The sequence below is a fragment of the Novisyntrophococcus fermenticellae genome, assembly GCF_018866245.1.
GTDB classification, from domain to species: Bacteria; Bacillota; Clostridia; order Lachnospirales; family Lachnospiraceae; genus Novisyntrophococcus; species Novisyntrophococcus fermenticellae.
In genome coordinates, this window is record NZ_CP076458.1 from 2,264,430 (window position 1) to 2,278,316 (window position 13,887).

14 protein-coding genes and 1 tRNA gene are annotated in these 13,887 nt (G+C 45.1%); 2 read left to right on the forward strand and 13 right to left on the reverse strand.

Annotation, left to right across the window (positions count from 1 at the left end):
- Positions 1–23: 23 nt before the first annotated feature.
- A complete protein-coding gene (locus tag KNL20_RS10415) occupies positions 24–734 on the forward strand; it encodes a response regulator transcription factor (protein WP_230397689.1) in 711 nt (236 codons plus the stop codon).
- Positions 731–2,158, forward strand: a complete 1,428-nt coding sequence (locus KNL20_RS10420) for a sensor histidine kinase (protein ID WP_230397690.1) — start codon at positions 731–733, stop codon at positions 2,156–2,158. The genes KNL20_RS10415 and KNL20_RS10420 overlap by 4 nt, the downstream gene beginning before the upstream one ends.
- Before the next feature lie 21 nt (positions 2,159–2,179).
- Here KNL20_RS10420 and KNL20_RS10425 read toward each other — a convergent pair whose 3' ends face one another.
- The 13 genes from KNL20_RS10425 to KNL20_RS10485 form a co-directional block, all read right to left on the reverse strand.
- Entirely contained in the window at positions 2,180–2,680 is a 501-nt protein-coding gene (locus tag KNL20_RS10425; RefSeq protein ID WP_230397691.1) for a tRNA (cytidine(34)-2'-O)-methyltransferase, read from the reverse strand.
- Between the two features lie 33 nt (positions 2,681–2,713).
- A complete protein-coding gene (locus tag KNL20_RS10430) occupies positions 2,714–3,748 on the reverse strand; it encodes an AIR synthase family protein (protein WP_331468168.1) in 1,035 nt (344 codons plus the stop codon).
- Positions 3,745–5,199: a VanW family protein gene (locus tag KNL20_RS10435; protein WP_230397692.1), complete on the reverse strand. Its 1,455-nt coding sequence runs from the start codon at positions 5,197–5,199 to the stop codon at positions 3,745–3,747. Before KNL20_RS10435 ends, KNL20_RS10430 begins: the two co-directional genes overlap by 4 nt.
- 143 nt (positions 5,200–5,342) lie before the next feature.
- Positions 5,343–6,056 (reverse strand): 3'-5' exonuclease, encoded by a 714-nt coding sequence (locus tag KNL20_RS10440; protein ID WP_230397693.1) that lies wholly within the window; start codon positions 6,054–6,056, stop codon positions 5,343–5,345.
- Positions 6,053–6,709, reverse strand: coding sequence for an endonuclease III (gene nth / locus KNL20_RS10445; protein WP_230397694.1), 657 nt, complete (start codon positions 6,707–6,709; stop codon positions 6,053–6,055). The genes KNL20_RS10440 and nth overlap by 4 nt, the downstream gene beginning before the upstream one ends.
- Before the next feature lie 17 nt (positions 6,710–6,726).
- On the reverse strand, positions 6,727–8,481 hold the full coding sequence (locus KNL20_RS10450; RefSeq protein ID WP_230397695.1) for a B12-binding domain-containing radical SAM protein: 1,755 nt from the start codon (positions 8,479–8,481) through the stop codon (positions 6,727–6,729).
- Positions 8,482–8,600: 119 nt separating this feature from the next.
- Positions 8,601–8,673, reverse strand: a tRNA-Phe gene (locus KNL20_RS10455).
- Between the two features lie 131 nt (positions 8,674–8,804).
- Positions 8,805–10,022, reverse strand: a complete 1,218-nt coding sequence (locus tag KNL20_RS10460; protein ID WP_230397696.1) for an ABC transporter permease — start codon at positions 10,020–10,022, stop codon at positions 8,805–8,807.
- A 38-nt stretch (positions 10,023–10,060) separates the two neighbouring features.
- Positions 10,061–10,972 carry an ABC transporter ATP-binding protein gene (locus KNL20_RS10465; RefSeq protein WP_230397697.1) on the reverse strand — a complete coding sequence of 304 codons (912 nt, stop codon included), beginning with the start codon at positions 10,970–10,972 and terminating at the stop codon, positions 10,061–10,063.
- A gap of 49 nt (positions 10,973–11,021) precedes the next feature.
- Positions 11,022–11,783 carry a DUF3169 family protein gene (locus tag KNL20_RS10470; RefSeq protein ID WP_230397698.1) on the reverse strand — a complete coding sequence of 254 codons (762 nt, stop codon included), beginning with the start codon at positions 11,781–11,783 and terminating at the stop codon, positions 11,022–11,024.
- Positions 11,770–11,994 (reverse strand): helix-turn-helix transcriptional regulator, encoded by a 225-nt coding sequence (locus KNL20_RS10475; protein WP_230397699.1) that lies wholly within the window; start codon positions 11,992–11,994, stop codon positions 11,770–11,772. The genes KNL20_RS10470 and KNL20_RS10475 overlap by 14 nt, the downstream gene beginning before the upstream one ends.
- Before the next feature lie 136 nt (positions 11,995–12,130).
- Complete coding sequence (locus tag KNL20_RS10480; RefSeq protein ID WP_230397700.1) at positions 12,131–13,042, reverse strand: AraC family transcriptional regulator; 912 nt, start codon at positions 13,040–13,042, stop codon at positions 12,131–12,133.
- Position 13,043: 1 nt separating this feature from the next.
- The gene (locus KNL20_RS10485) at positions 13,044–13,883 is read right to left on the reverse strand and encodes a carbohydrate ABC transporter permease (RefSeq protein WP_230397701.1); all 840 of its coding nucleotides are present in this window, start codon (positions 13,881–13,883) and stop codon (positions 13,044–13,046) included.
- Positions 13,884–13,887: the final 4 nt, after the last annotated feature.

Below are 13,887 nucleotides of genomic sequence, written 5' to 3' on the forward strand. Positions count from 1 at the left end.
TATAGAGATAAGGAGGATTACTCATGGTGGCAAAACAGAAAATATTGATTGTCGATGATGATAATAATATCGCAGAGCTTATTTCTCTGTATTTGACAAAAGAGTGCTATGATTGCAAGATTGTAAATGACGGCGAAGAGGCCATAAGGGAAAATGACGTGTTTCAGCCGAATCTGATTCTGCTGGATCTTATGCTTCCGGGGATGGACGGCTATCAGGTATGCAGAGAAATCCGGCAGAAATCCAACGTTCCAATCATCATGCTCTCTGCAAAGGGGGAAATCTTTGATAAGGTTTTAGGGTTAGAGCTGGGTGCCGACGATTATATCATCAAGCCTTTCGACGCCAAGGAGCTGGTGGCAAGAGTAAAAGCAGTACTCCGCCGCTTCCAGCCGGCGGCTTCCACATCCGCAGACGTATCAAAGACCAGCGGAAAATGCGTAGAGTATCCTGATTTGATTATCAATCTGACAAATTACTCTGTCATTTACCGGGGAGAGTCTGTTGATATGCCCCCTAAGGAACTGGAGCTTCTTTATTTTCTGGCCTCTTCCCCCAATCAGGTGTTTACAAGAGAGCAGCTTCTGGATCATATCTGGGGATATGAATATATCGGGGATACCCGGACGGTAGACGTCCATATCAAGCGTCTGCGGGAAAAGATCAAGGATCACCGCACCTGGTCCATCAGTACGGTATGGGGAATCGGATACAAATTTGAGGTTAAGTCATGAACAGAAAGCTCTACGGAAAGTTCCTTCTGGCCTATGCGTTGGTAGGAGTGGTCTCATTCCTTTTGATTTCCACTCTGGGTTCAAAGCTGATTCAGCAAAAAGTAGTAGCGTCAGTCAGCAGCACGCTTTATAAGGAGGCTGCTTCTATTGCCAGTAATCAGGGCACAAAATATTATACGGATAAAACAAGCCTGGAGGATACCTACGAAACCATAGAGCTTCTAGGTATCTATCAAAACTCCGAAATCTGGCTGCTCAGCCGTGATGGAGATATTCTTTTGAATTCGTCCATGCCGCTGGATGAAGAACATGCTGAACACCTCCCCGGCTTTGATCCTGTGGCCCTGGGATTTGATTATTATTCAGTGGGCCGTTTTTTTCAATACTTTGATCAGGATATGCTGAGTGTGATGAAACCCGTCACAGGTAATCTGTCCCTGCGCGGCTATATCGCAATACATACAAGTATGCAGGACATCTATCAGCAGCGGGAATCTATCCTGGCAGTTGTATACATTCTGTTTGCCGTTATATACGCCATGTTTTTTCTTATTCTGCTTTTATTTTCTTTTACTGTCTACCGTCCGCTTAAGAAAATCATACATGGTGCGAAGGAATATGCAGATGGAAACCTGACCTATAACATTTTAGTCAGATCTCATGATGAGATGGGCTATCTGGCCACTACACTGAACTATATGTCAGGAGAGCTGAATAAGATGAATGAATACCAGCGGAAATTTGTAGCCAATGTTTCCCATGATTTTCGTTCGCCCCTGACTTCTATCAAAGGTTACGTAGAGGCCATACAAGATGGTACAATTCCACCGGAAATGCAGGAAAAGTATCTGAACATTGTCCTGTTGGAAACAGAGCGTCTGAACAAGCTTACAAAAGAGATGCTGACACTGAATGCCCTGGACAACAGAGGGAGTTTTCTGGACATTACCTCTTTTGATCTCAATGCCGTAATCAAAAATACGGCCGCTTCCTTTGAAGGAATCTGCCGTAACAAACATATAACAATTCAACTTCTCATGGCTGCCCAGACCCTGTATGTATCTGCGGATATTGGCAAAATTCAGCAGGTCCTCTATAACCTGATCGATAATGCCATCAAATTCAGTGATAAGGATTCTACAATCTTTGTGGAAACTACAGAGAAACACGGAAAAGTTTTCGTATCCGTGAAGGATACAGGAGTCGGAATTCCCAGAGACAGTATCCAGAAAATCTGGGAACGTTTTTATAAAATCGATGCGTCCCGGGGAAAAGACCGGAGAGGAACCGGCCTGGGTCTTTCAATCGTAAAGGAAATTATCAATGCTCACAATCAGAATATCAATGTAATCAGCACGCAGGGTGTGGGAACAGAGTTCGTCTTTACACTGGACAAGGGTAAGGCTCCCACGTCCGCCCCTTAAACCTGACTTACTAAAAATTCTCTATCTCCAGTCATGTGTTCTTAAGTGGCCCTCCAGCTGCATATGGTCAAAATTATGCTGGCGAAGTGCTTCATAAAGCACGATGGCCACAGAATTGGAGAGATTCAGGGAACGGATGTCCCCAATCATGGGAATCCTCACCGCCGTTTCCTGATTCTGATACAGAATATCCTCAGGAATTCCTGCGCTTTCCTTGCCAAACATAAGAAAGCAATCCTCCGGGTATTCTACCTCTGTATAAGTTTTGCTTCCCTTAGTGGTAGCGTAGTATATTCTGGCACCGGGATTTTTTTCAAGAAAATCTTCGTAGTTCATATATCTTGTAACATCCAGATTCCTCCAGTAATCCATCCCTGCACGCTTAATTGCTTTTTCGTTCAGATGAAACCCTAAAGGTTCGATCAGATGCAGCCTGGTTCCTGTAGCCACGCAGGTTCTGCCAATGTTGCCGGTATTGGCCGGTATCTCCGGCTCATGTAGTACAATATTCAGATGTGCCACGCTCATCCTCCTTCAACACCTTTTTATCAGCTTTTATCTTTTATACTTTAATGCTCTGTATAACTCATCCGGCTGAGGTCTGTCCAGATATCGGATTTCCTGTCCGTTTCTTAACGTCTTATCATTACCTTCTGTCGTACACCCGATCACTGCTGCATGGATACCTGCTTTCTCCAGAGTCCTGACCAGGGAAGTCCCATCATCAATGGCAATCATCATAGAACCGCTGGACATAATCTGATAAGGGTTTGCATCGAAATGCTCACAGATTTCCACGGTCTCCTGCCTGATGGGAATGGCTTTCAGATCGATGTCCAATCCGACATTCCCGGAAGAGGCCAGCTCCCAAAGCGCTCCGAATACGCCTCCCTCTGTGATATCATGCATCGCCGAAGCTCCCATATCTGACGCTATTCTTCCTTCCGTAACGACAGACAGATACTGATCAAAGTTTTTTGCCGTATGCAGGAATGCGGGAGAGAAGATTTCCAGCAGATCCTCTTCTCTTTCTTTGACCAGAATTGAAGTGGCCTCCAGGCCAATCCATTTTGTAATGACCACATCCTGATGCGGTTTCGCATGGGTGTGGGTGAGCAGGCGCTTCTTGTCTACCTTCCCCACTCCTGTCACGGTAATCACCGGCTGCTTCACCACATCCGTGATTTCCGTATGACCGCCCAGGATCTCGATATTCAGACTCTCACATACTGCTTCAGCCTCCGATACCAGTTCCCGGATTTCCGCTTCCTCAGTATCTTCGGTAAGCAGTACGGTAAGCATGACGCCCAGCGGCTCTGCACCCGATGCAGCCAGATCGTTGGCTGTAATATGGATGCAGTGCCTTCCCAGATCTTTTACGGTTCCCGTAATCGGATCCGAAGACATCACAAGCACCTCTCCTTCTTTCAATTCGAGTGCGGCGCAGTCAAGACCAACTCCCGGTCCTATCAATACCTCGTCACGCCTGTGCCTAATCTGCTTTAAAACGGAACGGATCAATACCTGCTCCGGCAGCTTGCCAATCTTCATGTCATTCTCCCGCTTTCTGTTTTTATACTTTTGCATCATGCCGATGCTTTGCCTCCCGGGTATCGTGCAAGGATCTCATTCACCTTACCCATATCACCCATGTCTATAGCAGAGGTAAGCGCATCAACCGCTTCGTCATCTCCGCCCTTTATCCCAATCCGGGTCACATGCGGGGTCATCTGATAGGTGCTTTCATTCACCTGTTCTCTGGTTTCCTGCCCATCCACGGTTACAATCTTCCAGAGTCTGGCTTCTTTTCCTGTATGCCCGTTCGTCGATTCCACCGCTCCAAAATCCAGATTCGAATCCTTCTGAATCTTGTTTTCGGGTTCTGTTGTGGTCAGTGTTTCACTTTCAAAGGAAACCTGACGGTTCTCACGATCCCTCGTCTCGTGTCCATAGATGACAAAACCCACCTCTCCGCCGGAAGCATATCCCAGAATATAGATGGGTGCATCCGTATTATTCCTGAATCGGAAGTCCTTGCTCCCATCTGCGATTGCGGCGTCCATTGAAGGTTTTACATAACCGACAATCATCGAATGATTGGATCGTTCTGTCACCTCCAGCTCGGCCCTGAGCACAGCCAGGTAGAGTGTCGTGGATACCTGGCAGATTCCGCCTCCGTAGCTGTCGACCACGCTTCCCATCTCATAGGAAGGTGCGGTGGCATAACCACTTTCTGCATCAAAGGGCTTTACCGCCTCCAGTACAGAAAACTCTTCACCGGGATAGAGTACCTTTCCATTTAGCTTGGATGTCCCCGTAAGTACATTGGTTCTCCGGTTTTCCGAACTGGCGGAATAATCTGTACTGCTTTCACCCAGCACATCCTTCACAAGAGCAAGCTGCCCGGGATCTCCCTGGGCCGGTACTGTCTCGGCATCCAAAGTAATCTCGGCATCTCCCCCCCGCCAGATTTCGGAAAAAAAGTTTAAAATTGTCTGCACAGACTCTTCTTCCTTTAAAGCAGCTCCATCCTGACCTGGCACTGTTGAAAACGAGCCGTCGTTTTGCAGCTTTAAAGACATGTTAACGGCCGGATGGCTAAGCGGAACACACTGGGCTTCCACGATGGCTCTTACCTTCTCTTCATCTGCCGCATAATGCAGTTCCAGAACCAACGGTCCTCTCTTTTGGATGGAGCGGGTCGTTTCAAAACGCTGAAGAACATTTCCCTTCTGCCCCAGCTCCAGAGCCTGCCGGACAATCTTTTCATTGGTACATGAAAGGCCCAGATCCCCGGCAGTAACAGAAGCTCCCGAATTACCCACATACAGCACAATGCGGCTCCCGGACAATTCCTCTATCTTACTTTGTATTTCCTGGCGAATCTGGTCTTCACCCATGCCGGCTACATTTATATTTTCAATATAAATCCCTTCTATCGCCTGTTCCTGCCCATCTCCGGCATCCGCCCGGACAGTTATTCCACCCGGCCAAAACAGGAGGGCAGCCAGAATTACAACTGCAATTCCAGTTTTTTTCATTCGTATCTCCTATACTCTGCGACCAGATGGCAATATCAGATCAGATAACCAAGTACCATCGGTACAATCATGACTATAATCAGCATAACAGCAACCACACCGGTAATCACTTTTCTTTTTTTCGGATTCATCATACTCTTTTCTTACCTCTCTATTCTTCCATATCTCAGGATGATATGATCAATCATCCTGGAAGCCTCATTCTTCGTGAGACTGTCAGGTTCAACTTCAGCTTCTATTTTATGATATTTTATCAAATCATTCAAGTACCGTTTTTGTGCCGGGGTTATTGGATTTTGGCGTTTCACCTTATAAGTCAGCGGTTTTGTCTCAAACCATGCAGGATTTTTTTTCCCAAATTCACCCCATAGATATTCGTATAGTTTCATAGAAGCCCATGCATCATCGTATGCACGATGGGCGCGGGTTCGGTCAATCGCATAATAGCTGCACATCGACGTAAGGCTTCTGCTGGGCAGCCCGGGAAATGCCTTGCGTGCAATGTGAAGAGTGTCACAGGCCTTTTTTTCAAATTCCCTTCGTAAATTGGCTGCCTGATGCTTTAGAAAACTATAATCAAAGAGAATGTTGTGTCCCAGAAGAGGCAAGTCCCCACAAAAATCCAGGATATTTGAAACTGCTTCCTCCTGATACGGCTGCCCCTCGACCATCTCCTGGGTAATGCCCGTCAGTTGTCTAATACTGTCCGGTATCTTCATTCTGGGATTCACAAATGTGCGGTATGTATCCACAATTTCATCGTTTACTACTTTCAGGGCACCGATTTCCAGTATCCGGTCGGTTTTTGGCTGCAGGCCTGTGGTTTCCAGATCCAGGGCCACATATGTCTGCATCATAGGCCTGCCTTCTTTCCGGCGGCTCTGTCCTTATATTCTTTACAGTACTCTGTCAGAAAACACTCCCCGCACCTGGGGTTCCGTGCGAAACAGATCTGCCTTCCAAATGTAATAATCTGTATATTATAAAGAATCCAGTGATCCTCAGGCAAAGCCTTCATTAATTCAAACTCTATTTTTTCCGGATCGTTTTCCTTCGCCAGCCCCAGCCTTCGGGATATCCGCTTTACATGCGTGTCCACCACTATACTGGGTTCGTGGAAGATATTTCCGCGGATGACATTGGCTGTCTTGCGCCCCACCCCTGGAAGAGAGGTTAAAGCCTCCAGATCGCCTGGTACTTCCCCGCCGAATTCCAGACATAGCTTTCTGGCACAGGCGATAATATTCTTTGCCTTATTATGGTAAAAACCTGTAGGCTTGATATCCTGCTCCAGTTCTGACAATTCTGCATGGGCAAAGGACTCCATATCAGGATATTTTACAAAAAGATCTTTTGTTACAATATTCACCCGGGCATCCGTGCACTGCGCGGAGAGCATGGTCGCTATTAAAAGCTGTCCGGGATTTTCGTGATTCAGATAACACTTATATTCTGTGGAATACTGTTCATCCAGAAGAGCCAGTATCTCTTTTGTTCTTTTCGTTGCCACTTACAACTCCTTTCTCTTCAGCAGCCGCGTATGATTCGTTCTGTTACGTCAATCTGCCTTGCAGATCCCGTTAAAGGATCTCTCTCGTTATAATCAAACAGGATGGCCTTCGGCTGTTCTCCTATAGACGATATAATTTCCACATGAGTCATCTTCCACATCTGTTTCCAGCCGTATCCTTCATAAGATGGAAGAAGTTCTCTCGTCACTTCCTCCCTTTGGAAGAATTCTCTTAAGCAATCCTTATATGGTCCATTGTCTGCTGCAAAATGCGGTCTGCTTTTTGCATTCTCTCTGGCGTATACATCCAGGACCGCCAAATTGCAAAACTTCTGAATTTTGTCCGGAAATGCTTCTTTCAGAAATTCCAGCAGAATCTCGTAGCGCCGGATTCTGGTATGAGAAATCTTTCCATAACCCCGTTCCTCATAAAATATTCCCAATCCTTCAAAAAAATGAAACATATTCCGGTATTTGGTTTCTACCTCTTGCAGAAGATTTTGGAATTGTCCGCTGTTATAGTAGACCTCCACCATCTCTTCCACCTGTTTCAGCCTGATTACATCTGCATAGGACAGCCATCTGGTTGAGAGGATTTCGTAAGGCTCCTTATTCCTGCAGACCCCTTCGTATTCCTGCAGATGCTCCGCCATATATGATCCCTTCAGTACCTTCAGAAATCCCATCTGCAATTGATCGGGATGTAGTCTGTAGACATCCCGAAAGGATTCCGAAAAGCTTTCATAGTCCTCAAACGGAAGCCCTGCAATCAAATCCAGATGCTGATGGATATTATGACCCGTTTGAACCTTCCGTACAATCTCGGCCACTTTATGAAAATCCATCTTTCTGTGTATCTCCTCCACGGTCTTAGGGTTCGTGGACTGTACCCCGATTTCCAATTGAATCAGGCCCGGACGCATCTTCCGGAAAAGTTCCAGTTCTTCCTCTGTCGTCAAATCTGCTGCGACCTCAAAGTGGAAATTCGTAAACCCATTGTCTGACTCCAGGATAAACCTCCAGATTTCCATCGCATGTTCTTTCCTGCAATTAAAAGTCCGGTCCACAAATTTAACCTGGGCCACCTTCCTGTCGATAAAAAACTGCAGCTCCTGTTTTACCAGTTCCGTATCTCTGAATCTTAAACACTTATCCACGGAAGAGAGACAGTAACTACAGGAAAAAGGGCAGCCCCTGCTGGATTCATAATAGATGATTCTGTAATCAAATGCACTTAAATCCTCATACGGAAACGGAACTTCACTTAACTCCATGATTTCTCTGTCCAGGTTCTTTTGTATCAATCCCTGTTCATCCCGGTAAGTAATCCCCCGGATCTCACGGATCCCATTCCTCCTGTACTCCTCACTGCTGCCCTCTTTTCTCAAAATCCAATCTGCCAGCTCAGCAAAGGTCTTTTCACCTTCTCCCCGCATCACCCCATGGATGGCGGGATTCTCTTCCAGGACCTTCCCGGCATCATAGGAAACCTCCGGGCCGCCCACCCAGATTTCCGTCTCCGGGAGTACTTTCGAAAGGTCATAAATCAATTCCCGGACAAAAGAAATATTCCATATATAACATGAAAAGCAAAGAACATCCGGTCTGTACCGGAAAATATCCTTCATGATTTCATCCTGCGGCTGATTAATTGTGTATTCAGCCAAATCCGTCAATATTCCCTGCTTTCGGGCATATGCCCTGAGACTGTAAACCGCCAGATTCGAATGTATATATTTGGCATTCACCGCTGCCAGAAGAATTCGCTTCATTACAATTACCTCACTATCCACCTATTCTATCACAGAGCTTCATGAAGAACAAGAAATCAATCCTGGGAGTTTTTTATAAACAAAAAAAGTATTAGTTCACACCAATACTTACATCAAACTGCCTGGTTCCGGAATCGAACCAGAGACACGAGGATTTTCAGTCCTCTGCTCTACCAACTGAGCTAACCAGGCATATAGTTTTCACTTGCAGAAATAATATTATCATATTACTTTCAGAAAAGCAAGAAAAAAGTGTTTTTTAGGGCAGCCCTGCGGATTTGTTGAAAATCCACAGGACTGAAACCGTTACCTGCTGATTACGATTATCTTTCACGGATTTTCTTCAATGCAACTGAAAATTTAACAGGATTTCCATACATTAAAGTACCAAACCGAAAGATCTTTGCGGCCACAAATCCTGCAAGTCCACAGGATGCTGCCAGAATCAGGGCGGAGATCACAACCTCGGCCGCCGTGACAGAGCCCATAGCCACTCTTATGAACATGCTGTTACTGGAGGTAAAGGGGATAAAGGACGCTACCTTTATTAAAACGCTGTCCGGCGTGTTCATGCCAAAGATAGCTACAAAAAATGCTGCCAGATAAATAATTGTAACGGGTGTGGCGCTTTTGCTGATATCCTCTGTCTTCGAAACCAATGCTCCAAGCATGCCAAAAAGGAACGCATAAAGCAGGTATCCCAGTATTCCAAACAGGATAAAAGCAAGCCATACATTGACCGGTATGTCAAACAGGAAATCCAGCTGATTGTTCCAGGCATTGCGGAACATCCGGTAGGAGGCGACACCTGCCCCCAGTATCAGTCCTCCCTGAAAGAGGCTGCAGATGGCACCGGCAACTACCTTTCCAAAAATCAGGCTGTTACTGTTCACGCTGGTGACCAGAATCTCGATGGCACGGTTGCTCTTTTCACTTGTAACCGATGTGGCAATCATCTGCCCGTAGAGTAATACAAACATATACATCACAAATACCAGTACATAGGTATACATGTAATTCTTTGCGCTGTCCTTACCCAGAACCATCGTATCCGATTGCAGCGGCTTCTCATACAGGGATTCCACCATGCCGGCATCCACCCCTTGTTCTGTCAGTGTTTTCATACGGTAATGCTTAAGCATACCGGATTCAAAGCTTTCCTGTATATCATCCATCATAGGTCTGTTTTCCACTACATAGGTGTATTCTGCCTCTCCCAGAATGAGGAAGCCGACCTTTGCCTTTTCACTTCTTACAGCCTCCTTAAGTTCCTGTTCCCCGGAACAGTTCAGCCAGTCATACTGGGGCAGCAGCTGTTCAAATTCATCTGGATTTCCCAGATACCCTTCTTCATCGAAAAATGCCACTGTAGTCTTTGTATCTTCTTCGGAATCCGCCTTTTTTGATCCTCCCATAAAGAAGGTTGGTACGATCACGCCTCCCACCATAAGGAGTGCCAAAGCAACTGTGGTAAGAAGGAAACTCTTATTCTTTAAATAATTCCCGATTTCAAATTTCAGAACAGTCAAAAACTTCTTCATATTCCATATATCCCTTTCGTCTTTATTTCGTCGACAGGTTAATCTTCTGCCACTTCTACAAAAATGTCATTTAACGATGGCTGATAATCCCCGAATCGTTCTACATCCAGACTGCTTTCTGCCAGGGCACTTAAGATCATCTCCTTTTTGACCTCAGGCTTCATCTCCAGAATTAACTGTTCCTTGTTGTATCCGTATACCCTCACCAGGTTTCCCCACTTTTGATCAACGGTTCTGTGCAGTTCCTTAGACTCCATATCATTGGCTGAGAGAATCAGACGATTGTTGCCGAATTCGCGTTTGATGTTCTTCAAATCACCGGAAAGAACGGTGGTTCCTTTATTGATAATCATGATGTCCTTACAAAACTCTTCCACATATCCCATCTGATGGCTGGAAAAAATCACCAGCTTCCCTTTTTGGATCTCCTCTAGAATTACATCTTTAAGCACCTGCGAATTGACGGGGTCCAGACCGGAAAATGGTTCATCCAGTATGAAAATCTGAGGATCACAGACGAGCGTCTGTGCCAGCTGGACCTTCTGCTGATTTCCCTTTGACAAGGTTTCCAGCAGCCTGTTCTCATATTCGGATACCTCCAGACGTGCAAGCCACCTTCGCATGCTCTCCTTCGACTCCTTTGTCCCCATCCCACGCAGCTGGGCAAGATATGTAATTTGTTCCCCGACCTTTTTCTTCGGATATAGTCCCCTTTCTTCGGGGAGATATCCGATGCGGTATTCACCGGGACAAAATTTTATGCCATCCAGCAGAACTTCACCCTTATCTGCCTTGAACACATCCATCAAAATGCGGATTGTGGTCGTCTTTCCGGCGCCATTGCGCCCCAAAAGTCCCAGAGCACTCCCGCTTTCCACCGAAAATGATATTCCGTGAAGTACTTCTTTGCCTCCGAAGCTTTTGTGAATATCTTTCACCTCAAGTCTCATGTTATTTCCTCCCTGGGTTGATTTTTATATGTAATCGGATGTATCCCGGCTACATCATCTTCTCTTTCTGGCTTTTTATGTTGTAATAGCCATTTATAATTGTCTGTGCTAGCCACATGAGTGCCGTTATAAATAATGCGAATACACCCACCGGAAAGAGAAGGGCCAGTATTGCGGTGGTGCAGAAGCCAATACTTATAATATAACAGCTGGCAATATTCGTCTGATAGGATACTCGGAATGTTCTCATCTTTTCCGCTTCATCACAGCTCTCCATCCAGTCTTTTTGAAAACGCATGGAACCCGGGACACCTTTTTTTGAAGGGTCATGTCTCTTTAACAGGTTGACAATAAGAATATAAAATACAGGATATATCAAAACGGGGACGATAAACAAAAGAACATTCATAATATCTGTCCGTTCTCCCCTGCTATATGACAACACATAGTTGAAAAACAGCAAAATATAGAAAACACCGTTTCCGGATAAGCTCAGTGTACTGATGCGATCGATTTTATCGTCAAGCAAATCACTCTTTTCCTCATCCCTGCATACTTCCGCCTGTAACACACAGAATCTCAATTTTAAAAAAAAGAGAAGATTCAGCAGCAGCATGCAAAGTGTAAGGATCATCATAACAGGCCTATACGCTTTCACGGTCATATCTAATAAGTAATTGGCAGTTTCCTCCACCGCTGCAGAATCACTGTCTCCAAACATGTAGCCGATGATTCCTCCGATTACAGCCCCAAGCAGCAGCTTCCCGCCCATTGCTGAAAAGCCTTTTCCTTCTTTCTTAGTTCTGTTCATCTTTCTCTCCCTCCTCCAGATAATCGAAGATATCCTCTACCGGACATCCAAAAATCTTTGCCAGCTTTAAGGCCAGGGTAACTGAAGGAGAATAATCCTCTCTCTCAATCAGGCTGATGGTCTGGCGAGATACCCCGGCCAGTTTTCCAAGCTCTGCCTGATTTAAGCCCAGTCTGGCACGATGCTCTTTCACATGATTTAATAATGGCATCTTAACCTCCATTCTGTGCATGCTTCACAGCTTTGAGATGACATATTAGTTTGTCATTTTGACAATAATTTTTGTCAATCAAATAATAGCATTGACAAGTAAATTTGTCAATGCTATTATTTCTTACGTTTTTCTGTCAGAATGTTGAGCTCATGCAATCTCCTTTTTCTGTTTTGTAAACGAGTTCCGCTTCTACCTCCCGATATGTCCTCGGACTCATCCCGCAGCACTGTTTAAATATTCTGGAAAATGCAAGCTGATCCGAATAGCCCACCGCATCTGCGATGCACTTAATCTGCATATCTGTTTTTTTGAGCATGGATTTTGCTTTTTCCATACGCAGATTGACCAGATATTGCTGTGGGGAACATCCAACGATTTTCTTGAAGCTGCTGGTCAGATAACTCCTGTTGACACCGATATAGTCTGCCAGCTCGGTGATTTTAATCCTCTTGTTATAGTTTGATGAAATATATTCCATCGCATGCTTAACATAAACCGCTCCCGGATATGGATGCTGCATGCCTGCGCCAGGCAGCTTATTCCTGTATTCATCAATCATTACGGAAAAAAACATCATCAAAAGCCCATTTCTTTTCAGTTCGTCTGAATAAGAGAGCTGATGAGCCTCCAGTATCTCGTCAATAAATCCGTTCAGTTCTTTCATACATTCCACCCTGCCTACGGGTGTCTTTGCAGAAAATCCTGCACTGCTGATACATTTTTCCGCCTTCAGCCCCGTAAATCCCACCCACATATAAGACCAGGGTTCCTCCATATCTGCCTTATACCATGCTTCGGTATTGGGTGGTATATAAAAAGCATCCCCCTGGCTTAATTGATACGTCTTGTTATAAATCTTCAGCGTTCCTTTCCCTTCTCTGACAATATGCAAAAGATGGGAAGCCCTCATATTGGGTCCGAAACTATGTCCCGGCTCGCAATATTCCCATCCACAATAGATCAGACACAGTTCCACCGCTTCCCTCTGAAGATCCTCCAGGCACTTATATCTGAGTGAATTGGTATATGCAGTTATGTGTTTCAATTTAAAGCTTGCCTCCGCTGGTTGCAATTCCTTCAATAAATTGCTTCTGGAAGATTATGTAAAGTAGAATCATTGGAATACAGGCAATTAAAGATGCCGCCATCAATTCCGGGAACTTGGACACGTATTGTCCCTGCATTTTAGCAAGTGCCGAGGAAAGAACCAGCATATCCTTATCTGTATTTACAATCATAGGCCACATCAGATCTTTAAAGGCAAACACCGCTGTAAAAATCCCCAGCGCAACCATACTGGATTTCGTAAGCGGAGCCATGATGTAGAGAAAAGTCTGTCCGATATTACATCCGTCCAGTCTCGCCGCCTCCTCCAGATCATTCGGCAATCCCATATAACCCTGGCGGAGAAGAAAGGTCCCGAATGCCGTTACAAACCCCGGGAATACCAAAGCGAAAATCGTGTTCAGCATCCCCATCTTACTTACCATCAGGTACTGCGGGATGATAAAAATCTGACTCGGAACCATCATCTGCAGTAACACCAGTGAAAAGCAGAAGTCCCTTCCTTTAAAATGCAGCCGTCCGAACGCATAACCCGCCATGGTCGCCGTAAGTACCGCACATATCACACGAAATAAAATCAGAAGCAGGGTGTTCTTGTATAGCACTATAAAATTCATGTTTTTTATCACCGATGTAAATGCATCTGTCCGCCATACCTTTGGAAAAATTACAAAGGGATCCACAGACGTAGCTTCAGTTACAGACTTAAAGGCAGTAAGAAACATCCATGCAAAGGGAATCAGCATAGTGATCGATACTAAAATCAGAATAACGTGGATCAATAGATTCATAAGTTTACTTTTTCTTTTCATGCTCTCCATACCA